Origin of the sequence: Veillonella sp. T11011-6 (assembly GCF_002959755.1) — a bacterium.
Taxonomy (GTDB): Bacteria; Bacillota; Negativicutes; order Veillonellales; family Veillonellaceae; genus Veillonella.
In genome coordinates this window covers 409,591-433,934 of sequence record NZ_PPCW01000005.1, presented here as the reverse complement: position 1 = coordinate 433,934, position 24,344 = coordinate 409,591, and the positions used below count along the sequence as shown (strand labels likewise).

General features: G+C 40.6%; 21 protein-coding genes. 3 read left to right on the top strand and 18 right to left on the bottom strand.

The genetic code is table 11. The annotated features are described in order from the left end of the window. Positions 1-52: 52 nt before the first annotated feature. The 6 genes from rimM to ylxM are packed head-to-tail and all read right to left on the bottom strand — an operon-like array spanning position 53 to position 3,221. Positions 53-550: a ribosome maturation factor RimM gene (gene rimM / locus VRHSUH10_RS09385; RefSeq protein ID WP_105090323.1), complete on the bottom strand. Its 498-nt coding sequence runs from the start codon at positions 548-550 to the stop codon at positions 53-55. Next, on the bottom strand, positions 550-957 hold the full coding sequence (locus tag VRHSUH10_RS09380; protein ID WP_105086221.1) for a YlqD family protein: 408 nt from the start codon (positions 955-957) through the stop codon (positions 550-552). The genes rimM and VRHSUH10_RS09380 overlap by 1 nt, the downstream gene beginning before the upstream one ends. Positions 958-971: 14 nt before the next feature. Next, positions 972-1,199, bottom strand: a complete 228-nt coding sequence (locus tag VRHSUH10_RS09375; protein WP_009352618.1) for a KH domain-containing protein — start codon at positions 1,197-1,199, stop codon at positions 972-974. A 21-nt stretch (positions 1,200-1,220) separates the two neighbouring features. Then, positions 1,221-1,484 (bottom strand): 30S ribosomal protein S16, encoded by a 264-nt coding sequence (rpsP, locus tag VRHSUH10_RS09370; RefSeq protein WP_004695565.1) that lies wholly within the window; start codon positions 1,482-1,484, stop codon positions 1,221-1,223. A gap of 59 nt (positions 1,485-1,543) precedes the next feature. Beyond that, positions 1,544-2,896, bottom strand: a complete 1,353-nt coding sequence (gene ffh / locus VRHSUH10_RS09365; RefSeq protein ID WP_105090322.1) for a signal recognition particle protein — start codon at positions 2,894-2,896, stop codon at positions 1,544-1,546. Continuing rightward, positions 2,886-3,221, bottom strand: a complete 336-nt coding sequence (ylxM, locus tag VRHSUH10_RS09360; RefSeq protein ID WP_105090321.1) for a YlxM family DNA-binding protein — start codon at positions 3,219-3,221, stop codon at positions 2,886-2,888. Before ylxM ends, ffh begins: the two co-directional genes overlap by 11 nt. A gap of 189 nt (positions 3,222-3,410) precedes the next feature. Between ylxM and VRHSUH10_RS09355 the strand changes: the two genes are divergently transcribed. Beyond that, complete coding sequence (locus tag VRHSUH10_RS09355; RefSeq protein ID WP_105090320.1) at positions 3,411-4,736, top strand: FAD-containing oxidoreductase; 1,326 nt, start codon at positions 3,411-3,413, stop codon at positions 4,734-4,736. A 125-nt stretch (positions 4,737-4,861) separates the two neighbouring features. Here the strand turns inward: VRHSUH10_RS09355 and VRHSUH10_RS09350 are convergent, their stop codons facing one another. After that, positions 4,862-5,389: an ECF transporter S component gene (locus VRHSUH10_RS09350; RefSeq protein ID WP_105090319.1), complete on the bottom strand. Its 528-nt coding sequence runs from the start codon at positions 5,387-5,389 to the stop codon at positions 4,862-4,864. A 175-nt stretch (positions 5,390-5,564) separates the two neighbouring features. Next, the gene (locus VRHSUH10_RS09345) at positions 5,565-7,739 is read right to left on the bottom strand and encodes a cation-translocating P-type ATPase (protein WP_105090318.1); all 2,175 of its coding nucleotides are present in this window, start codon (positions 7,737-7,739) and stop codon (positions 5,565-5,567) included. 344 nt (positions 7,740-8,083) lie between these two features. Here VRHSUH10_RS09345 and VRHSUH10_RS09340 point away from each other — a divergent pair, with 344 nt between their 5' ends. Continuing rightward, entirely contained in the window at positions 8,084-8,737 is a 654-nt protein-coding gene (locus VRHSUH10_RS09340) for a YigZ family protein (protein WP_105090317.1), read from the top strand. 23 nt (positions 8,738-8,760) lie between these two features. Here VRHSUH10_RS09340 and VRHSUH10_RS09335 read toward each other — a convergent pair whose 3' ends face one another. Beyond that, complete coding sequence (locus VRHSUH10_RS09335; RefSeq protein WP_039969458.1) at positions 8,761-8,949, bottom strand: hypothetical protein; 189 nt, start codon at positions 8,947-8,949, stop codon at positions 8,761-8,763. Positions 8,950-9,145: 196 nt separating this feature from the next. Between VRHSUH10_RS09335 and VRHSUH10_RS09330 the strand changes: the two genes are divergently transcribed. Next, positions 9,146-10,036 (top strand): LysR family transcriptional regulator, encoded by an 891-nt coding sequence (locus VRHSUH10_RS09330; protein WP_005387328.1) that lies wholly within the window; start codon positions 9,146-9,148, stop codon positions 10,034-10,036. A 126-nt stretch (positions 10,037-10,162) separates the two neighbouring features. Here VRHSUH10_RS09330 and VRHSUH10_RS09325 read toward each other — a convergent pair whose 3' ends face one another. From VRHSUH10_RS09325 to yvcK, 9 genes are all read right to left on the bottom strand, one after another. Then, positions 10,163-11,113 carry a dihydroorotate dehydrogenase gene (locus VRHSUH10_RS09325; RefSeq protein WP_105090316.1) on the bottom strand — a complete coding sequence of 317 codons (951 nt, stop codon included), beginning with the start codon at positions 11,111-11,113 and terminating at the stop codon, positions 10,163-10,165. After that, positions 11,113-11,880 (bottom strand): dihydroorotate dehydrogenase electron transfer subunit, encoded by a 768-nt coding sequence (locus tag VRHSUH10_RS09320; protein WP_105090315.1) that lies wholly within the window; start codon positions 11,878-11,880, stop codon positions 11,113-11,115. The genes VRHSUH10_RS09325 and VRHSUH10_RS09320 overlap by 1 nt, the downstream gene beginning before the upstream one ends. A gap of 4 nt (positions 11,881-11,884) precedes the next feature. After that, positions 11,885-15,085 carry a carbamoyl-phosphate synthase large subunit gene (carB, locus tag VRHSUH10_RS09315; RefSeq protein WP_105090314.1) on the bottom strand — a complete coding sequence of 1,067 codons (3,201 nt, stop codon included), beginning with the start codon at positions 15,083-15,085 and terminating at the stop codon, positions 11,885-11,887. A 1-nt stretch (position 15,086) separates the two neighbouring features. Beyond that, positions 15,087-16,154, bottom strand: a complete 1,068-nt coding sequence (carA, locus tag VRHSUH10_RS09310) for a glutamine-hydrolyzing carbamoyl-phosphate synthase small subunit (protein WP_005387324.1) — start codon at positions 16,152-16,154, stop codon at positions 15,087-15,089. Next, positions 16,154-17,440, bottom strand: coding sequence for a dihydroorotase (locus VRHSUH10_RS09305; RefSeq protein ID WP_039969456.1), 1,287 nt, complete (start codon positions 17,438-17,440; stop codon positions 16,154-16,156). Before VRHSUH10_RS09305 ends, carA begins: the two co-directional genes overlap by 1 nt. Then, a complete protein-coding gene (locus tag VRHSUH10_RS09300) occupies positions 17,424-18,374 on the bottom strand; it encodes an aspartate carbamoyltransferase catalytic subunit (RefSeq protein WP_105090313.1) in 951 nt (316 codons plus the stop codon). Before VRHSUH10_RS09300 ends, VRHSUH10_RS09305 begins: the two co-directional genes overlap by 17 nt. A 353-nt stretch (positions 18,375-18,727) precedes the next feature. Beyond that, positions 18,728-22,015 carry an ATPase gene (locus VRHSUH10_RS09295; RefSeq protein ID WP_105090312.1) on the bottom strand — a complete coding sequence of 1,096 codons (3,288 nt, stop codon included), beginning with the start codon at positions 22,013-22,015 and terminating at the stop codon, positions 18,728-18,730. Between the two features lie 12 nt (positions 22,016-22,027). Then, a complete protein-coding gene (gene whiA, locus VRHSUH10_RS09290) occupies positions 22,028-22,975 on the bottom strand; it encodes a DNA-binding protein WhiA (RefSeq protein ID WP_105086207.1) in 948 nt (315 codons plus the stop codon). A gap of 15 nt (positions 22,976-22,990) precedes the next feature. After that, positions 22,991-24,340, bottom strand: coding sequence for a gluconeogenesis factor YvcK family protein (gene yvcK, locus VRHSUH10_RS09285; protein WP_105090311.1), 1,350 nt, complete (start codon positions 24,338-24,340; stop codon positions 22,991-22,993). Between the last annotated feature and the right edge of the window lie 4 nt (positions 24,341-24,344).

The window sequence follows — 24,344 nt, the reverse complement described above, 5'->3', positions numbered from 1 at the left end:
AACTTTTACCATAATATACCTATATGTAGATAAAACAAAACCGCCTAAAGGATTATATCCATTCAGGCGGATCTACGATCATTAAATTATTTTCCACGTCAATGTCTTTAACAACATCTTCAATGGCTGCAAATAATTGATCTGGTTCCCCATCTTTGGAAACCACATAGACATCATTAGCACCCGGTTGTAATACATCAGTCACTGTGCCAAGCACATTGCCCTTTGTATCTTGTACTTCGAGACCAATAATATCAAAGATGTAATAGCGACCTTCTGGCAATTCAACTAAGTCTTCACGGCGTACTTGAATTTCTTTCTTACCGAATAATTCAGCCGTGTTGCGATCAGGAATTTCCTTAAAGGATGCTAATACAAATTGTTTGTGAAATCGTGCGGATGCAACGTGGTATTCTTTACCATCGATGTAACAGGCATCCATATGCATAAACCGTTCTGGGAAATCGGTTTGAGGCATAATACGAAGATCACCCCGCACGCCGTGCGGGGCGATGATAACACCTATTGTGATGAAATCGTTAGGCTTCATTATTGACGAAACGCAACGATTTTACCGTCTTCTAATAGGATTTCAGCGCCCATCATGGCATCCAAATTATCCCCGATTTTAACGGTAACTGTTTGCTCTAATGTACCTTGAGGAATTTCAGTTCCTAAGGATAATTCTTGAGCGTCTTTCAATTTAGCTGTTACTTCTTCTTTGAAAGCCAAGCGTTTATTTTTCTCTTCGTCGATTTGTTGACGAATTGCAGTAAGGCTTGTAGCATCAACTTTAGCCGCATCAGCCAAAATACGTTGAGCTTGGAACTCAATTGCTTCCAAATCTTTATTCACCATATCAAGGCGAGTTTCAAGATCGGATACAATCTTCGCTTTCAAGTCTTCTGTTACTTTTGCTTTTACTGCTACAGGGACACGTAATGTCATTTCTTCCATTGGAATACTCCCTTTTAGACAATATCAACAGATATCTTTTTGTTCTCTTTAATAGCCGCCGCTTTCACCACAGCGCGAATCGCTTTCGCTATTCGTCCTTGCTTTCCGATGACTTTGCCCATATCCTCTGGGGCTACATGAAGTTCGTAAACTTCCATATTCCCCTTTTGGACCATGGTAACAGATACGGCATCAGGCTGCTTCACTAATGATTTCGCAATTAATGAAATTAATTCTATCATCACAGTATGCCTCTCTATTAATTACTTTTTAGCGTCAGCAAATTTTTGCATAACGCCTTGTTTTTTGAACAAGGAGCGAACAGTGTCAGTAGGCTGAGCACCTTTAGCTAACCAAGCCAAAGCTTTTTCTTCGTCTACATTAACGATAGCTGGTTGTTTAGTAGCATCATATTGACCAATAGTGTCAACAGGACGACCTTCACGTGGAGCACGTGCGTCAGCAACAACGATACGGTAGAAAGGAGCTTTTTTAGCACCTAAACGAGTCAAACGAATTTTTAACATGTGAAATTCACCTCCTTATACTGATATGGGTGGACAGGTTCAGCGCCCCTGCCCATGTATTACATAAACGGTAATTTAGGCATTCCAGGGAAGCCGCCCTTACCGCCACGTAAACCTTGCATGCGCTTCATCATCTTCCGCGCTTCTTCAAATTGTTTCAACAAGCGATTTACATCTTGTACCTGAGTACCAGAACCTAACGCAATACGCTTGCGGCGAGAACCATTAAGAATACTTGGATTTTCTCGCTCTGCTGCCGTCATGGATGTAATGATGGCCTCAATACGGCGAACCTCTTTACTGTTCAAATCAAGGTCTTTCAATTGATCCTTAATTTGTCCCATGCCTGGCAACATACCAATAATATTTTGTAATGGCCCTAACTTCCTTACTTGGTTCATCTGTTTCAAGAAGTCATCCAAGGTGAAATTGTTTTTCGCCATTTTCTTAGCCATTTCACGAGCTTCTTCTTCATCGATAGCGCCTTGTACATTTTCAATCAATGTTTTAAAGTCGCCCAAATCGAGGATACGAGAAGCCATGCGGTCTGGATAGAATACATCGAAGCCATCCATTTTTTCGCTCACACCAGTGAACTTAATTGGCAAGCCTGTTACAGCTTTGATGGATAATGCAGCACCACCGCGCGCATCACCATCGAGTTTAGTGAGGATAACACCGTCAACGCCTAATTTTTCATTAAACGTTTGTGCCGTTGTTACCGCATCTTGACCGATCATGGAGTCTACAACGAGTAGAATTTCATGAGGTCGAACAGCGGCTTTAATGTTGGATAACTCATCCATAAGGACTTCGTCTATAGCCAAGCGACCAGCTGTATCGATGATAACAACATCTTTCAACATATGCGTGCTTTGCTCTACAGCGCGGCGTGCAATGTCTACTGGATTGGCACCAGGTGTTTCATCAGCAAATACTGGGATATCGATTTGCTTACCTACAACTTGCAATTGAGTAATCGCAGCTGGACGATATACGTCGGCCGCTACGAGCATTGGATGTTTACCTTGTTTGCGAAGGTATACTGCCAATTTACCAGCTGTAGTAGTTTTACCAGCACCTTGTAAACCAACGAGCATAATAATTGTTGGTGGCTTACTGGAAATCATGATACGACTTTGTGTACCGCCCAATAACGCCGTTAACTCGTCATTTACGATTTTAATAACCGTTTGTGCTGGATTCAAGGAACCGAACACCTCTTCACCAAGGGCCTTTTCCTTAATGGATTTAACGAAGTCCTTCGCAACCATAAAGTTAACGTCTGCTTCTAGTAATGCAGTACGCACTTGACGCAACGCAAGATTGACATCATCTTCAGTAATTTTGCCCTTCCCCTTCAAGGATTGAAAGGCTTCTTGCAGTTTTTCTGACAAGCTATCAAATGCCATAATATCCCTCCATTTGCGCCAATACTTTCTGCACCTTAGTTTCAGCTAGAACCTCTTCAGGCAAGGTTTCTTTCAACTGTGAAAGCAAACCTTCACGCTGTTCATATTGTTCTACCAAGTGCAACTTTGATTCGTAATCATTTAAAATGTGTCGAGCACGCTGCAAGTTATCGTGTACAGCCTGCCGTGATACGCCTAGTTCCTCAGCGATTTCTCCAAGGGACATGTCGTCTTCGTGGTGAAGTTGTAAGGACATGCGTTGCTTGTCCGTCAATAATGGCCCATAGAAATCCAAGAGCAAACTTATAAGCACTCGTTCTTCCATTTCGCCACCTCCATCACTGTCAAGTCATATTACTTTACATATGGTACAGTATAAAAAAAGATGTGTCAAGTAAAAATACTTAACATCTAAATTATAGATAATTATTTTCATATTTTACTTTTATATATACTCAAATATGCTATAATAAGGATATCTAATATTTTCAATATAAAAGATAGGAGGTATTGTATGAATACCAAACATTATGATCTTATCGTCCTAGGTTTCGGCAAAGCTGGTAAAACATTGGCTGCTAAATTTGGCTCTATGGGCAAAGCCGTTGCCATGATTGAAGAAAATCCACTCATGTATGGTGGCACATGCATTAATATTGCATGTATTCCTACTAAGACGATGATTGTGGCCGCATCTAAAGGCTTATCTTACGATCAAGTACTAAACCAACGAGAGGTTGTTACATCTCGTTTACGTAATAAAAACTTCGGTATGTTAGATACAAATGAACATGTCGATGTATATACTGGACATGGCGAATTCATTAGTAATAAAGAAATCGATGTCACAACTGGGGAAGATAAAATTGTTTTATCTGGTGACACAATTATCATCAATACAGGGGCTGTAGCCATTAAACCTAACATTGATGGTATCGATACCGCATCAGGTTTCTATAATAGTACAGAAATTCAACATTTATCCCCTCAACCTAGTACATTAGGTATTATTGGCGCCGGTCCTATTGGCCTAGAATTTGCTAGCCTATACGCTAAACTAGGTACAAAGGTTACTGTATTCAATATTGAGGCTAACATTTTAAAACACGAAGAACCTATCGTTCAAGAATTAGCTAATGAATACTTAGCGGAACAAGGCATTACTATTTTAAACTCTGTTACACTAAATTCTGTATCTAATGACGGCAACAAGCCTGTTATCACTGCTAATAATGAAAACTATACCTTTGATGCTGTTCTCTATGCTACAGGTCGCAGACCGAATACTACAAATATTGGTTTAGAAAACACGGATATTACTACTAATGAACGCGGTGCAATCGTAGTAAATGATACTTGTGAAAGCTCCGTTCCAGGTGTATATGCTGTAGGCGATGTAAACGGTGGTCCGCAATTTACCTACATTTCTCTCGATGACTTCCGCATCGTATTTGGTGCCCTTACAGGTAATGGTCACTATACATTAAAAGATCACAAAAACATTCCTTACACCACCTTCTTAACACCTCCACTCGCTCGTGTTGGTCTTACAGAAGAGGATGCTATTAATAAAGGTTACACTGTTAAAACGAAGGAAATGCTTGTAGCCACTATGCCAAGGGCTCATGTAAATGACAACCTTAAAGGGGCTTTCAAAATTGTGGTAGATGCGGAAAGCAATTTAATCCTCGGTGCTACACTCTATTCCCAAAGTGCCGAAGAATTGATTAACATGATTAAAGTAGCTATGGATAACAACATTCCGTATACATATTTCAAGAACCAAATCTTCACACATCCTACAATGGCAGAAAATTTAAATGATCTCTGTAATTTCTAGGTAAGAATAGTAACTACATAATCTAATATAATAAATAAAAGAGTCTCCCATAACTGAATACATAAGTTACGGGAGACTCTTTTATTTATGCCTAATGATCAATTTTGGATTATTAGTTAATATATTTAGTTCTTTGTAAATAATCTACGAACTACTGATTGCAATTTAGGTGTCAATACGATAGCCACCACAATACCTGCAGCACTTGTAATCAAGGAGTATTGAATTTTGCTAGCTGCTACGGCTGCACTTTCAAGAACAAACCACCATGCTAAGAAATAACCAAAGGCAGTCCAAATTGTACCAATAATTAAAGCAATCAAAATACGTGTAAAGGATGCTGTAGGCTTTGTAATGGATGGTGGCAAGTAACCTGCTGTCATACCGCCCACAATAAGGCCTGCAATACCTTTAATAAAGAACGAGAATACAATATACTGTGTATGTCCACCAAAGAGGTCAAATAATGCAGAACCAATAGCCGCACCTAAACCACCATATAAACCGCCAAAAAGAATGGATGACGTAAATAATGCGGCAGATCCTAAGTGAACCATAGCCCCACCTGGTATTTCAATGCGAATTGTAGTTGCTACTGCACATAAGGCAGCAATAAATCCAATATATACAATATCGCGCGTGTTTAATTTCATAATCTAGCTCCTCTCTTTTAGCTGAATAACTATATTTAGTATAACAAATCTCACTCAGTCTAAAAACACCGATTTCGTAGGAATTAAATAACAAAGCACCTATACCATGGTATAGGTGCTTTATAAACTTTAATCAACTCTATCAAATATTATATGTTATAAGATACAAGTTAAATTAAATCTTAGCTCGTTTCAAGCGAAGGGAGTTACCCACAACTGTAACGGAACTGAATGCCATTGCGGTACCTGCAATCATAGGATTTAATGCGCCGACAGCAGCCAATGGAATACCAATGCAGTTAAAGATCAATGCCCAGAATAGATTTTGTTTAATATTAGTCATAGTCTTACGACTGAGGCGTACGGCTTGTACTAATGTGTGTAAATCATTTCTTACAAGAACGATATCTGCTGCCTCTACGGCAATATCTGTACCACTACCGATAGCAAAACCAATATCTGCCGTTACAAGAGCTGGTGCATCATTGATACCATCACCAACCATGCCCACTACCAGACCTTTATCTTGTAACTCTTTTACTTTGCTAGCTTTATCTTGAGGCAAGACTTCTGCAATAACGTGAGTAATACCTGCTTGTTTAGCAATATATTGAGCTGTACGGCGATTATCACCGGTAAGCATCCACACATCGATACCTTGAGACTGTAATTCTTTTACCACCTCAATAGTTTCTGGACGCAATTCATCCTCTACAGCCCATAAGGCACTGATGACACCATCTACAGCGAGAACAGACACGGAGGCACCTTGTTCTTCATAGTGTAGAATATCATCTTGGACGGCACTTAGATCATAACCTAATTCAGACATCCAACGGCTATGACCAAGTTGTACAGATACACCTTGATAAGCACCTTGTAAACCTTTACCAGGCACATCACCAAAGCTTTCTAGTTCTACAGCTGTACCTTTATAACCATGATCTTCACCATAATAAACCATGGCCTTTGCAATTGGATGCGATGTACCACTTTCAAGGGCCATCATTAGGGACATATTTATACTTTCATCACCATTATAGTTTTTGAAAGCCGTTACATCGAGAATACCTTGTGTAAGAGTGCCAGTTTTATCCATAACGATGGCATCGAGTTTACCAGCTTTTTCAAGATATTCTGCACTCTTGATGAGAACACCATGCTCCGCACCTAAGCCAGATCCAACCATGATAGATGTTGGTGTAGCAAGGCCAAGCGCACAAGGACAAGCGATAACAAGCACTGCTGTAGCATTAATGAGAGCTACATTAATAGAGTCGCCCATAATGAAGTACCATACGAGGCCGGTCAAAACAGAAAGGCCGATAACAGTAGGCACGAAGTATTGAGCTACGATATCTGCAATACGTTGAATACTTGCTTTAGAGGTTTGAGCTTCCTCTACGACTTTGATGATTTGAGAGAGCATTGTATCAGAGCCGATACGTTTTGCTTCCATCGTGAAAGCACCGCTCAAGTTAATAGTCGCACCGATAACATCAGATCCCACTTGTTTTTCTACAGGCAAACTTTCACCGGTAAGCATAGCTTCGTCTACAGTAGAATAGCCTTCAGTAATAGTACCATCTACTGGAATTTTTTCGCCTGCACGAACTTGTAAAATATCACCTGCTACAACCTTAGATGTAGGAATATCTACGAACTCACCGTCACGCAATACATGAGCTGTTGCTGGTTGCAAGGCAATCAATTTTTGAAGTGCTTCAGAGGTACGCCCCTTGGCAATTTCTTCTAAAAGTTTGCCAAGAAGAATGAATGTAATGAGCCAAGCTGAGGTTTCAAAGTAAATGCCATGAGGCCCAAGTTCTGGATGGAACTGCCAATTATAAATACTGAATAGATAAGCAACAGTCGTACCCATTACAACGAGAACATCCATGGTAAGGGCGCCATTCTTTACCGCACTCCACGCACTCTTATAGAACATAAGGCCAGGGCCGAACTGAGCAATGGTAGCAAGAATAAACTCTACCCATACTGGCAAGGCTTGAATGCCAAAACGATGTAATGTCATGTTAATCATCATCGGTACGGCCATACAAGCAGCAATGATAAGACGCGTAATATGAGGTTTTAAATTAACCTTTTCTATTTCTTGCTTCGTTTCATCTGCCTCTGTAGCACCGAAACCAATATTTGTAATGGCATCAATAACTTGTTGTGATTCTACATTAGAACCGTCTTTGTATTCAACGCTGCCTTTACGAGTGAGTAGATTAACCTTTACAGATTCTACACCATCAATCTTCGAAACGACGTTTTCAACGCGCTTTACACAAGCAGCACAATGCATACCTGTTATATCAAACTCTTGCTTCTTCTTACTCATCATATCACTACTTTCTACTTGAATTTTCAAAAATATACGTTTCTATATATCTATATAAGTCAGAAACTCATAGTAGACATATCATACATCGGTAACAGAGTATTTATAAACACGTAAAGTTTATTATATGAACACTTTTACATGAGTATTCGTTCATGCGTCTCTATTCCATAATAACATAAATTCTCATTACGTCAATATCCTACCAAATCTAGAGGGTTATTTCCTTTTTCTAGGGGAATTAATCTCCTGCCACCTATACACCTATACATAGTATAAAAAAATAGATTATAATAAAGTGATGATGAATAAACATAAACTTTGATTCCAAAGGAGGTGAATCTATGTGTGAATCAATAAGCCCTATTGTAGAATTCACTTCGGTAGCGAAGGAATTTCGCCATGAATATGTTGTGGAGAAATCGCGTTTTATCACAACTGTATATCCTTGTTCTACAGAAGAGGAGGCACAGGCTTTTATTAGCCGCATCAATAAAGAATTTTGGGATGCCCGCCATAATTGTACGGCCTTTGCATTAGGACCAAAGCAAGAACAACAGCGCTCTTCTGACAATGGTGAACCATCTGGTACAGCAGGTAAACCTATGTTAGAAGTACTCAAAAAAACAGGTATTACCAATGTAGCGGTCGTAGTAACCCGTTATTTTGGAGGCATCAAATTAGGTGCAGGTGGTTTGATTCGTGCATATTCACACTCCGTTGCGGAAACCTTACGTCTTGCCCCTAAAGAACTACACACAACACGAACTCAGCTGCAGGCTACCATCGACTATGCCTTATATGGAGCCATTGAAAGATATGTGCAAGATCAAAAATTGCATTATGAATCAAACTTTGGTGAACATGTAGATATAACCATCTTAGTGCCACCAACTGATGTAGAGCGCATACAAAAAGAGCTCCAAGACATGAGTCATGGAGCTGCTACTTGTACTATATTAGATTCTATTGAAGTGGTGCTACCGCTAGAACAATAATCTAACTGATACACACATAGTAATTAGTTTTCACTATTAACTAAGCCACTTACGCCTTGACTAAGTTCATGACGTTTTTCTGTAGTTAATGGATGAGGCCATACGCGTTCAAGTTGTTTTTTACGACTAACACCTGCATTATGTGCAGTCATTAATCTACGTGCTTCCCAGTTACGAATTGCTTTACTTAATGTTCTTTTTACTACGCCCATGATAGTACCTACTTTCTTAATCACTATTATTATATTAAAAATTGTGATAAGGATAGAAAGTTTATTTCAAACACATTATTCTTTCTCTTTCCTTGATGAATATAGTATATACGCTATTTTATCAAATGTGAAATTACTGTTACTTAGTTCGTTATAATTTTTATTTATCTTATTTTGTGTATAATAGGGAGATTCTATGGATACATCTTACTACCACAATTTTATTACCCTCGTTCAAACGGGCAATATGACTCAGGCCGCAGAGATTCTTCATATTACACAACCAGCTTTAAGTAAACAATTAAAGTATTTAGAAGCTGAATTTGGAGCTCAACTCATAAATATCAAGCGCGGCCAACGAGGATCAAACTTACAACTGACTGATGCGGGCAAAATTTTTTATCAAAAAGCCCAACAATTATGCTCCATTGAAGAATCAACATACAATGCAGTACAACAGTTGAACTCACGTATTGAAGGTACATTGCGAATCGCTACGTCTGCATCGCGCTCCACACCAATCGTACAACAATACTTACCAGCCTTTTCCATGAAATACCCATCAGTTCACTTCGAAATCTACGAAGGACTAATGACTAATGTGGTCAATCAACTTATTAATGGTAATGCAGAGCTGGGAATTGCAAACATTCAAATGGTAGACACTGATAAATTTGATATCCTTCTTACTCAAGAGGAACATTTATACGCTATTTTCCGCCGTGATGTATTCTGGATAGATCGTGAACATGATACCATCACATGGGATGATATCAAAAAGTGTCCTTTATCCCTCTCTGGTGGATCTGTGCGAATGATTATGCAGTCTAGCTTAACTGACATGGATCAATTGAATGCTGTTGCCATCACTACAACTAAGAGCTCTGCCATCGAATGGGCATCCTCTGGGAGAACTGTGTCTTTAGTTCCAATGGATGCAAAAGAGCTCATTAACCATCGTAAAATGGCCCGTATCAAATTGCCAGAATTCTCAGGCGATTTTAAAAAAGCATTTATTACGCTTAAAGGCCATGCTTTATCCCCTGTAGCACAGCAGTTTATTGATTTCTACAAAGCATATGTATAAGCCACACTATACTAATTCATATAGTATGGTATTTATAACTTATCGTATGAGATTTTGTACAGTTATGAACATTAATACAATACATACAAAAAGACCTAGTACATAATGTACTAGGTCTTCTTTTTACTATCCTTGATGGACAGCACCTACTATATCAGTAATGCTGTTAAGATTATATTGTTCCACATAATCGCCCATTTCTCGAGCAATACGAGAAATAGCTGTTGGGTCTACCATCGTAGCAACCCCAACTTGAACTGCTTGAGCACCAGCCATCATAAATTCAATAGCATCAGTACCAGTCATAATACCACCAAGGCCCATAATAGGAATATTAACGCCTTTATACACTTGGTGCACCATGCGAAGTGCTACTGGTTTTACAGCTGGACCAGATAAACCACCATAAATATTACCCAATACAGGTTTACGGCGATGGATATCTATGGCCATACCGAGAATGGTATTGATGAGACTGACCCCATCACCGCCACCAGCTTCTACAGCCTTTGCGATTTCCACAATGTCGGTTACATTCGGTGAAAGTTTTACAATAACAGGCTTATCTGTTACCTTACGAACAGCTTTAGTTACTTGTTCTACTACCTTTGGATCTACACCAAAAGCCATACCTTCACAAGCAACATTTGGACAAGATACATTAACCTCTAGGCCCGCAATACCATCTACGGATAGAGTTTCTGCCATCCATGCAAATTCCTCTACCGTGCCAGCAGACATATTCGCTAACAATGGTACATCGTATTTCTTGAGGTCTGGCAAAATATCTGTTACAAAATGTTCTGCCCCAGGATTTTCAAGGCCAATACAGTTTAAGACACCAGACGGTGTTTCTGCGATACGAGTTCCTGGATTGCCGTGACGACCTTTAGGTGTTAAACCTTTTACGGAAATAGCACCTACTTCATTACTAAGGTCTAAATAACCAGCATACTCAGGACCATTACCAAAGGTGCCAGATGCGGCAATAATAGGATTTTTCATCTTAATACCGCAGTAGTCAACAGCAAGCTTTGGATTAGGCGTAACGGTGTTATTTAAATCGCGTTCACTCATTAAAAGAACACCTCCTCAGCTGGGAATACAGGACCATCTTTACAAACTTTGTAACGTTTGCCACCTGCACCATCACAAGCACAACCCAAACAACCTCCAGTGCCGCAGCCCATGCGTTCTTCAAGAGATACTTGGCAAGGAACGTTGAGATCTTTAGCTACTTGTGCCACACCTTTCATCATCGGTGTAGGGCCGCAAGTCATAACAGATGTGAAAGTATTGCCATTAATCAGCTCAGGCATGATTGCTGTAGGGAACCCTTTCGCACCTACGCTACCATCATCAGTTGTGATGTGCACTTTAACAGGCGTATCTTTGAATAAATCTGCCCAAAAGGTTTCGCTTTCATTTCTAAAACCAAGAATAATTTGTGCCTCTTCCCCTTCTTTCAAATGGGATGCGATACATAGCATTGGTGCGATACCAACGCCACCGCCAACGAGAAGCATATTCTTAGATGTTACAAATGGTTCACCTAAAGGTCCTAAACAATCTAGTGTATCGCCAGGTACGAGACGTGTCATAATTTCAGTCCCCTTACCTACGACGCGATACAAAAGGGTAATAATACCCTTTTGTGCATCGAATCCAGCATAGCTGATAGGGCGACGCAATAATGGCGCCGTAGAGTCCGCTACGCGAACATTACAAAACTGTCCTACCTTTGCTTCTGCTGCTTGTTTTGGTGCGTGAATATCCATAATCCACACATCAGAGCCTATTTGCTCATTGCGAACGACTTCGCCCTGTTCTACATAGCCACTCATGGTTTTACTCCAATTCAAAATCTTGTAATGCTTCTACATTGTAGTTAGCATCATCTTTACGATTAGCTACAACGCGCAATACTTCACGAGCTGTATCAAGGCTTGTTAAGCATGGTGTACCCATTTCTACAGCGAGACGACGCAATTGGAAGCCTTCACGTTCAGGGCGTTTACCTGCAGTCAATGTGTTAAGTACAAGATCTACTTTATCTTGACGAATGTGGTCAGCACAGTTGTCATCACCTTCAGAGATTTTGTTAACTACCTTGCAGTCAACACCATGTTCTTTGAAGTATTTACCAGTACCGCCAGTTGCTTCGATGTGATAGCCCAATTCGATGAAGCCTTTTGCCAATTGGCTAGCTTCCTCTTTATCGCGGTCTGCTACGGTCATAAGAATTGTGCCATCTTCTGGGATACGCATATTGGCACCATTGATAGCTTTAAACAATGCTTCAGAATAAGTACGACCAATACCCATAACTTCACCAGTAGATTTCATTTCAGGTCCAAGAGCGATTTCTACAAGGCCCATTTTGGAGAAGGAGAATACAGGTGCTTTTACAGCTACATATGGTTTATTAGGTACAAGACCGAGTGGCAAGCCCAAATCTTTTAAGCTTTCACCAAGAGCAATGCGTGTTGCACATTCTACCATATTGATGCCTGTAACCTTAGAAATGAATGGTACAGTACGGCTAGAACGAGGGTTAACTTCGATTACGTTAAGTTCACCATCAGCCACGATATATTGAATGTTAAGTACACCTTTAACATTAAGGCCTACTGCAATACGACGTGTATAGTCAACGATTTGATCAATCAATTCTTGGCTCAAATGTTGAGCTGGGTAAACGGCCATGGAGTCACCAGAGTGAACGCCGGCACGTTCGATTTGTTCCATAATACCAGGAATACATACGTCAGTACCATCGGAAATAGCGTCAACCTCTACCTCCATACCAACCATATAACGGTCGATAAGAACAGGATGTTCCTTAGATGCTACTACGGCTTCCTTCATGTATACATCAAGCTCTTTATCGTTGTATACGATTTCCATAGCACGGCCGCCCAATACATAAGAAGGACGTACAATCAATGGATATTTCAAGTTTTTAGCTGCTGCTTGTGCTTCTTCATCGGAGGTTACAAGCGCACCTACTGGACGTGGAATACCAAGTTTTGCCAACAATTCATCAAAGCGTTCACGGTCTTCTGCCATATCGATACTATCTACGGATGTACCGAGGATTTTTACACCGCGCTTAGCTAATGGACCTGCCAAGTTAATTGCTGTTTGACCACCGAATTGAGCAATAACGCCAGCTGGTTTTTCTTTATCGATAATTTCCATTACATCGTCCACTGTTAATGGTTCGAAGTACAAGGAATCAGAAATATCAAAATCAGTAGACACTGTTTCTGGGTTATTGTTGATCATAATAGATTGATAACCCGCTTTACGAAGTGCCCAAGAGGAATGTACGGAGCAGTAGTCAAACTCTACGCCTTGACCGATACGAATTGGACCGGAACCTAGTACGACAACAGATTTTTCACCGAGTGGTTTAACTTCGTCTTCTTGTGCATAAGCACTGTAGTAATATGGTGTTTTAGATTCGAATTCGGCAGCACATGTATCTACATATTTATATGTTGGAAGAATGTTCCATTCTTTACGTTTTGCACGAACCTCTTCTACAGTTGTATTAGCATAACGGGCGATAACAGAATCAGTGAAGGAATAACGTTTTGCTTTGCGCAATACATCTTCTGTCAAGCCATGTTCAGCCAATGCTTTTTCTACATTAACAATATTTTTGATTTTTTCAATAAAGAATGTATCAATTTTTGTAATGTAGTGAATTTTTTCTACACTAATGCCCTTGCGAAGTGCTTCTGCTACAACATAGATACGTTCATCATCTACTAAATGTAAACGTTCAATCAATTGTTCCATGGACTCATGAGAGATTTTCTTTAGCTCAATATGGTCTAAACCAATTTCCAAGGAACGAATTGCTTTAAGCAAGGAGCCTTCCAAGGAGCGATCGATAGCCATAACTTCGCCAGTAGCCTTCATTTGAGTGCCCAATGTGCGGTCTGCCAAATTGAATTTTTCAAATGGCCAACGTGGGAATTTCGTTACTACATAGTCAAGTGTAGGTTCGAAGCATGCTTTTGTTTCACCTGTTACAGCATTTGTAATTTGATCCAATGTCATGCCTACTGCAATTTTTGCAGCTACCTTCGCAATTGGATAGCCAGTTGCTTTAGATGCTAATGCAGAGGAACGGGATACACGAGGGTTTACTTCGATAACGATATATTCATTGCTATTTGGATTCAACGCGTATTGTACGTTACAACCACCTTCGATTTTCAAATAACGAATAATTTCTACAGAAGCAGTACGAAGCATTTGGTATTGAATATCGTTTAATGTTTGGCTTGGTGCCACAACAATGGAGTCACCAGTATGTACGCCTACAGGATCGATATTTTCCATATTACATACGATGATACAGTTATCTGCACTATCGCGCATTACTTCGTATTCGATTTCTTTCCAGCCTGCTACAGAACGTTCTGCTAGGATCTGGTGAATTGGTGAAAGTTTCAAACCACGGCGTGTAATTTCATACATTTCATCTTCATTATGCGCAATACCACCACCAGTACCGCCCAATGTGTAAGCAGGACGGATAATGATAGGATAACCAATGCGATTAGCAAAAGCTACCGCTTCTTCAAGATCGTTAAAGATATCGGATTCAGGAACTGGTTGATTGATTTCCTTCATCGCTTCTTTGAAGAGTTCACGGTCTTCTGCTTGTTTAATAGCTTCAAGTGTTGTACCTAGAAGTTTTACACCGTATTCTTCTAATACGCCAGCTTCAGACAATTGTACGGCCATATTAAGACCTACTTGGCCACCCAATGTAGCCAATAAGCCCCAAGGGCGTTCTTTTTTAATTACTTCTGTTACGAATTCAAGACTAATCGGTTCTACATATACGCGGTCTGCAATATCTGTATCGGTCATAATTGTAGCAGGATTGGAGTTAACCAATACTACTTTATAACCTTCTTCACGAAGGGAACGGCATGCTTGTGTACCAGCATAGTCAAACTCTGCAGCTTGGCCGATAATAATTGGACCAGAACCAATTACAAGTACTTTTTTTGCTTCTGTGGTCATATTATTTTCCCTTTCTCATTAAGTCTTCAAATTCGTCAAATAAATATAGATTATCAGTAGGTCCTGGGGATGCTTCTGGATGATATTGTACAGAGAAGATAGGTAATTCTTTATGACGCATACCTTCTACAGTACCATCATTTACACTGCGATGTGTAATTTCTACAAAGTCTGGCAAGGAAGTATCATCTACTGCATAGCCATGATTTTGAGATGTAATATATACGCGGCCTGTACGTAAATCTTGTACTGGATGGTTAGAGCCCCGGTGACCAAATTTTAATTTAAATGTTGTACCACCATAGGCTTGAGCCAATACTTGATGGCCCATGCAAATGCCGAAGATAGGCTTTTTACCGAATAATTTCTTTACTTCTTCTACAGCATAGCCAAGATCTTGAGGATCTCCAGGGCCGTTAGATAAGAATACACCATCTGGATTTGCTGCCAATACATCTTCAGCCTTAGCATCTGCAGGGAATACTGTTAGACGACAACCAGCTGCTTCTAAAGAGCGAAGGATATTTTCCTTTACACCATAGTCCATTACAGCTACATGGAACTCTGCATTTTTATCGCCACGCATACCTTGCCATTTTGTAGTTACACGCATAACTTGATCTGTTGGCAAGTCTTGTTTAAATAATTTTTGAATATCTTCCATAGGGTAATCAGAACGTACAAGTACGCCTTTCATTACGCCATGGTTACGAAGTACACGTGTAATAGCACGTGTATCTACATCATAAAGGCAAGGGATGCCGTGTAAACGAAGATACTCGCTAAATAAGCCTTCATTTTGCCAGTTAGATGGGAAATCACACAGTTCTCCTACGATAAAGCCTTTACAATATGGTTTAGGGCCTTGAGTAATAGCATTCAATGTACCATAATTACCGATCAAAGGATATGTTAATGTAATAATTTGATCCGCATAGGATGGATCAGTCAAGATTTCTTGATACCCTGTCATACCTGTGTTAAATACAACTTCGCCTACTGTTGGAGCGCCACCTAATAAGGAACCTTCAAACACGGAACCATCTTCAAGAACTAACTTGCCTTTCATTATAAGACTACGCCCTCCTTCATAACTACTTTGCCATCAACTACTGTGAGTTTGGCCTTACCTGTAACAGTCATACCATCAAATGGGCTGACTTTGCCTTTTGTATAGAATTTATTTCGATCTACTGTCCATTCTTCAGTTGTAGAGAATACAGTAATATCTGCTGGTTTACCAACTTCAAGAACACCTGCATCAAGACGCATTAATTCAGCTGGACGTGTACTCATATAGTACACAACTTGGTCAATGCTGAGTTTATCTGGACCATACGCATTGGTAATAACCGCTGCTAAAGATGTTTCGAGACCACTGAAACCATTAGGAGCACAGCAGAACTCATGGTCTTTTTCTTCATATGCATGCGGTGCATGGTCTGTAATAATTGCATCGATTGTGCCATCTTTCAAGCCTTCTAATAATGCTTGACGATGATCTTCGGAGCGAATTGGAGGAGCCATTTTAAACGCTGGATTGTATTCGCGTAAATATTCATCTGTGAAAGATAAATGTTGGCTTGTAACTTCACATGTTACATTAAGACCTTTTGCTTTTGCGCGACGAACCATGTCCACTGTATTTTTACTACTTACGTGTGCAATATGAATGTGACCGCCTGTCATTTCAGATAACAAAATATCACGAGCAACCGCTAAATCTTCAGCTACTGCAGGACGACCAATAACACCTAGTTCATAGGAAACGATACCTTCATGCATATGACCATTTTTAGTCAATGTAATATCTTCTGCATGGTCGATAACCATTTTATTAAACATGGAGGAGTATTCTAAGGCACGACGCATAAATGCAGCATTTTCTACATAATGGCCATCATCGGAGAAAGCTACTACACCAGCTTCAGCCATATCGCCCATTTCAGCAAGTTCCTTACCTTCTAGGCCTTTGGATACAGCACCAATAAATTCTACTTTCACAACGCCAGTGAGTTCAGCCTGTTTTTGTAAACCTCTTACAAGTGCAGCATTATCTACAACTGGGTTTGTATTAGCCATAGTGACTACACGTGTGAAACCACCAGCAGCAGCCGCTTGTGTACCAGAGTGGAAATCTTCTTTAGCTTCTTGGCCTGGTTCACGCAAATGTGTGTGAATATCGATAAGACCAGGTGCTACGATAAGACCTGTTGCATCATATACTTCAGCGCCTTCAGCACTCAAGTTTTGACCGATGGCTGCAATTTTACCATCTTTTACGAGAACGTCTGCTACTTCGTTTTGTTTTTTTGCCGGATTAACTACCGTACCATTTTTAATAAGCAAGCTCACTACCGTCACCTCCGATAATAGTTAAGTACAATACAGCCATACGTACAGCTACGCCATTACGTACCTGTTCTTGAATTACGGATTGATCAGAATATGCTACATCTGGTGCAATTTCAAGGCCGCGGTTCATAGGACCTGGATGCATTACCATCACATCATCTTTAGCCAATTTCAATACATCATTGTTAATACCAAAGATACGTGCATATTCTCTATTTGTAGGATACAACGCAGAATGAATACGTTCTAATTGAATGCGAAGTACGTTAACCACATCTGCATCAGCCACTGCTTCACGAATATCGTGGTGTACGGTAACACCTAATTTTTCGAGCTCTGGATATACCATAGTACGAGGACCAGCCAAATGTACTTTAGCACCCATTTTAGTAAGGCCATAAATATTAGATCTTGCTACACGGCTATGCATAATATCGCCTAAGATAACAATTTTTAAGCCTTCAATAGATTCTTTTTTCTCTAAGATGGAATACATATCTAACAAAGCTTGTGTTGGATGTTCATGAGCACCATCACCAGCATTGATAATGATAGGATCTACTGCTTTTGTGGCGTATAGAGGAGCCCCTTCTGCACTATGACGCATTACGATAGCATCTGTGCCCATATAGGACATAGTTAGCAAGGTATCGCGGAAGCTTTCACCTTTCCCCATGGAAGAACCGCTTGGAGAAAGATTAATAACGTCAGCCCCTAAATATTTACCGGCCAATTCAAAGGAACTACGGGTACGAGTACTAGGCTCCATAAAAAGGTTAATAATGGATTTCCCCTTTAAAAGTGGAACCTTCTTATCATCAGAAAGAACGATTTTCTTCATTTTCTTTGCCACATTCAAAATCAATTTGATTTCTTCAGGTGACACATTTTGCAAACCCAATAAATGTTTGCCTTTTAGGCTAACTTGTCCCATGATTTCCTCCTAACTCACGTAACAAAAAAGACCTTTTGCCCAGGGCAAAAGGTCAAATAGTTTGCACAAAGAAGCCCTTATGGGGGCGCTTCAACTATATTCCTTTCTCAGCCTCTCTGGACTAAATTAAAAGGTTTTGTACTATGCAATGGTCTCTCGTACCATAGGTGCATTTTCTTTATTTATTGTACTGAATCTGCCCTTGAAAGTCAATGTAAAAGCGAAAGTTCATAAGTATTTTAAAAAGAGGACAAGCCCAGTAAAGTGGCTTGTCCTCTCTATACTTACATCATTATCCGAATCCCCAAAATCTATAATTAGACATTAATAGCTTTTATTATTATGATTATGAATTATCGATTCATAGGATACAATCTTGGTGGATTTTGATCATCATTTTGTTGATCTTGCTGTGAACCATAAGGTGCTTGATCTTGTTGACCATTAGTCATTGGATTTTGTTGTGCATATTGTTGATTTTGTTGAGGTTGACGTTGATCACGACGACGTGTATTTTGAGATGCAGTCGGTCTTGGTTTAGTCAATTCATCAATAGATACAGCATTCGGAATCGTTACGGAAGGAGTATCTTCGTGGACGTCATCAAGTTCACTGAAGGAAGGTCCTGTCTTAGCTGCTTGGGCAGCCTTACGTTCTGCCTCAATTTGTTGACGTGCAAGCTCTGCACGACGACGAGCATTTTCTTGCTGTTCTTTGACACGTTGAATTGCTTCAGCTCGTTCTTTTGCTTTACGTTCCACTTCAGCTTGTGCAAGTGCCTGTTGACGAGCTTCTTCTGCTTTGTGTTCCGCTTCTAAATGAGCTTGGTAGCGTTCTTCAGCAATACGTTTTGCCTCTGCTGCTTGACGTTCGGCTTCTGCTCGTTCTGCAGCCAATCTAGCTTGTTCAGCCTTATGTGCCTCAGCAGCTATACGAGCTTCTTCGGCTTTACGCGCTTCTTCTGCTCGTCTAGCTTCTTCTATGCGACGAGCTTCCTCTGCTCTACGAGCTTCTTCTGCACGTTTCGCTTCGGCTGCGATTCGAGCTTCCTCAGCCTTACGAAGTTCTTCTGCCCGTTTTGCTTCAGCTGCGATTCGAGCTTCCTCGGCCTTACGTAATTCTTCCTGACGTTTTGCTTCAGCAGCAACGCGAGCTTCTTCGGCTTTACGGGCCGCTTCGAGACGTTCTTGTTCAGCCTTGCGTTGTGCCTCAAGTCTAGCAGCTTCTAAACGACGTGCTTCTTCTGCTTTTCGTGCTTCTTCTGCCAAACGAGCTTGTTCAGCTTTACGAGCCGCTTCAATTCGAGCTTCTTCAGCCTTACGCGCTTCTTCTGCACGTTTAGCCTCTGCTGCAACACGAGCTTCCTCTGCTTTACGGGCCGCTTCGATTCTTGCCTCCTCAGCCTTTCTCGCTTCTTCTGCACGACGTGCTTCTTCAGCTTTTCTTGCCGCTTCAATACGTTGTGCTTCTAAGGCTGCTTTTGCTTCTGCCGCTTTACGAGCATCTTCTTGACGTTTCGCTTCTAACGCAGCCTGTTCAGCTGCCCGTTGTGCTTCTAATGCCGCTTTCGCCTCTGCGGCTTTACGTGCTTCTTCTGCGCGGCGTGCTTCTAATGCTTCTTGTTCTGCTTTTCGCTGTGCTTCTAACCGCGCTTTCGCTTCAGCTGCTAAGCGTTCTTCTTCAGCTTTTTTTGCCTCTAATGCTGCCTTTTCTGCTGCCCGTTGTGCTTCAAAACGAGCCTTAGCTTCAGCGGCTTGTCTAGCTTCTTCTGCCTTTCGTGCTGCTTCAATACGAGCCGCTTCAATTCTACGTTCTTCTTCAAGACGTTTTGCTTCGGCCGCTACACGAGCTTCCTCCGCTTTACGTGCTGCTTCTAAACGATCGGCTTCCGCCTTTCTAGCAGCTTCAATACGCGCCATTTCAGCTTTACGTTCTTCTTCGGCCTTACGAGCTTCAGCTACCTTTCGATCAAGCTCAGCTTTTCTTTCAGCTTCTAGTCGTTTAGCTTCTTCTGCTTGACGCATTTCTTCAGCTTTTTTAGCTTCTAATGCAGCTTTTTCTTTTGCAGCTTGTGCTTCTTGAGCCGCCTTCAATTCAGCAGCTTTGCGATCCGCCTCAGCTTTCTCTGCTAGTTTGCGCTCCACTTCAGCATGTTTTGCTTCTGCTGCTTTACGCGCCAATTCGGCCTTTTCTGCTGCTATACGAGCTTCTTCAGCCTTCTTACGCGCTAATGCTTCTTCTGCATCTTTTGCTTTTTTGAGTTGTGCCTCTTTTTTAGCATCTGCTGCAGCTTTATCACTCAATTTTTTTGTTTCTTCATGAGCAATTGTTTCTGCCTGTTTAGCAGGAGTCATAGTCGATTTAGAACTATCTACAGTGCCCTTATTTGTATCTTTACCGTTTATAGGACCTACAGGGATTTGTGTACCACTTTGAGTTGGGTGCCCTAAAGAGTCAGTTACATCTTTTGGTACATTGACCGCAATAGTCTGATGTTTTTGTGGATTTGCAAGAGATTCAGGAATCAATAAGAATCGAATCGGCAAATTAGATGCCCCAGCAGGCATAAAATTCAAGGTTAATAAATCCCCTGCATTATAATTGCCCATGATGCGACTATCTAAAATAGTTCCATCCCCAAGTGCAGAGATACCATCGGCACCACCAATATGATAGGTTCGTGTATCTGTTTGACCGCGACGAGCACCTTGTTGGTGTAATGCTTTCACCGTAAAGGAACCAGAATAGGGACCACCAAGAGGGTTAAAATACAATCTAAATGGTTCATTACCTTTTGTAGGAATTTTTAAAGTATATGAAACACCATAGTTACCACGGTCACGAACAAATGCTTTATTTTGCATTTCGTCTACACCATTGATAAACATATCTTCACGGTCATTACCGATTTCTACAAAAGCACCACCTAATGTAGTATCAAATGGTGTAGTAACCTCCATATTACGCTTAGACCCAGTATAGGTACCACGCAACTGAATTTCATCAATAGGCAAATTTTTCGCCCAATGAGATGCATCTACAGCATCCATCCCCATAGGCAACATCATAACACGAGCAAAGATTGGTGCCTCTGTTTTAATATCTACGATACCGGTAAATAATGCATCTTGATATACTGGTGTATTTTCCAAATCACTAAAGATTAATTGGCGCCCTTGTGGCGGAATACTTAGCGAATATAAAGGTCTCGCATTGGGACTTTCATCTAAAGGATGCTCTAAGTCCTTCCGGGATAAATCACGACCAGCAGCGAAATAATCTGGTGTGGCCACAGATTTCAACTGTCTCATCACATGAACAGTATTGGGATACGCCGATTGATTCTCCAATACGATAGCAATCTTATGAGGCTGATCCATTTCATTTACATGGTAAAAATAGATACGACCATTTCCATTAATTGTACCTGCACTAAGTGTACCACCTACTGGTCCTACATATTCAGGGCTATCTGATAGTAGCAATGTATCCGTTTGAGACACCAAACTTGGTGGCAACGGAGAAAACTGAAAATATCCAATTGATTGTAAATCTATATCACGAGCCTCTACATGGCCTGTAAGCGCAGCCATGGCGGCCATGGCCGCAGCTACACAATATTTTGATTTATAAGAAAACATATATTAATACCTCTATATTTCTTCAAGCCCCATAGGGTCATACGTAAGTGCTAATGCTTCAATTTTCTTTAAACGATGTCCAATACCCGACTTAGATAATTCGCCATCCATCAATTCTTCAAGTTCTTTCAGACTCGCTTCTGGATTGTCCCATCTCAATCTGGCTACAATCCTCAACTTGTCAGGCAATGCATCAATACCAATTTCTCTATCGATGATTCGAATTGCTTTTACCTGACGTACTGCAGCATCTACAACCTTTTGTAAATTGGCGGTCTCACAGTTTACTTGTCGATTGATTTGATTTCGCACAGTCTTCATAATGCGCACATTTTCAAACTCCATCAAGGCTGATTGAGCACCCATAATCTGTAAGCAATTCGTTACCGCGTCCCCTTCTTTAAGGTATACCACATATTCTTCTTTACGCTCCGTCAATCCTGCATGAATGTGAAAGAGCCGCAATACGTGGATAATTTCCTTTGCAAAATTCTCATTGCCGGTCATAAACTCAAGATGATAATCACTTTGTGGCTTATTAACAGAGCCACCACCTAAAAAGGCACCTCGTAAAAAGGCACGTCGTGCCTCCATAGATTTAAGCCAACTACGAGGGATTTGTTCAGTTACAGGCCATAAAGCAAGATCTTCTAAAGCCTGTCGCCCTTCTATGGATGGCTCCACAGATAGGGTATACATATTTTTCTTACGCAAGTTAAGCCCTTGTCGTACTAATACATTGGTAGGCAATTCATATTGTTTCTTTAAAATGCCTAACAAGCGACGAGCTACTGCATTATTTGCAGTAGCTAATCTAATACCAACAGCGCCCTTCATCCCCAGAATGATAGATCCACCCATGCGCAATAAGCAAGACGCTTCAATTTTCATGGCCACATCTGCATCACTAGAGGATTCATATTGGCATAATTCATTTTTTACATCTTCAGCAAATGACATAGGTATCCCTTCTCATTAATGATCATCTCGTTGGAGATAATACTCTAAGATATGTGGTTCAGTATCCGATTGCATGGCATGAACAATATCCATAATTACTTTACCTAACCGTTCTGGATCATGAACAGCTGGCTTTTTCGAACTAATTAAAGTAGCCCGAATCGTGCGAATCCCTTTAGCTTGTAGTTTCTTAGTATCTAATGCCACAGGCTCAGAGCCTACTGCACTATATTGTTCTACCATTTGAATTGGTAGTGGCCCATCGTTTGCCAGTACAGTATCTACGATGCCTTCCCCACCATGAGCGATGAGAGCCTCCACATGATCACTAAGTGTATAGCCCGATGTTTCACCAGGTTGAGTCATAACATTAGCAATATAAATCTTATTTGCCTTACTAGCACATATATGAGATGCAATTTTATCAGTTAACAAGTTTGGAATGATACTTGTATATAAGCTACCAGGTCCAAAAATGATGACATCGGCTTCATCGATAGCACGTAATGCAGCACCTTCCGGCTTTGGTTGCGCAGGTTCGCTATACATATGACGAATGGTTTTACCAGCGTTTGGAATATTACTTTCACCTTCTACAATGGTACCATCGGTCATCTCTGCTACCAATTTAATAAACTCTGTAGATGAAGGAATTACACGACCTCGTACACGTAGTAATTTACTAGCTGCTTCAAGTGCTTCCTCCACATCGCCATCGTATACTTGAGCAAGTGCTGTAATAAAGAGATTGCCAAAACTATGTCCAGATAGCTCATTTTCCCCTTCAAAGCGGTAGCGGAAAAGATTTTCCATAACCCCTTCTTGTTCTGCTAATGCGACCAAGCAGTTTCGTAAGTCACCAGGGGCAATCATTTTAAAATCTTCCCGTAAACGACCTGATGAACCACCATCGTCAGCTACTGTAACAATAGCTGATAAATTAGATGTGTGTGTTTTCAATCCACGCAATAGATTAGACAATCCTGTACCACCGCCGATAACAACGATTTTAGGACCTTTATCGAGGCGTATATTTTGGAAAATAATATCTGACACCTTACTATCAGGATTAGGTAATACAGCACGAATAATCGTTTTAATAACCTTACTCGTACCGATTAACATTAACACAGCGCCAATCGATAGTACAACAGCGCCTACAGCAATGAGCACATTATAATTGTAAAAGCCCGTCATATTATAAGAAAAGGCTAATACAATATCTTCAAGAACGGCAAGCCATTGATAATTAAATATCAATGAAATGCCTATGATTAAAAGACCTACACCACAACTAAATAGGGCAAGCCAACGTTTTATATTTAGGCCCGGAATAAGCCACCGAAACCATCTTTTTCGCAACATATGA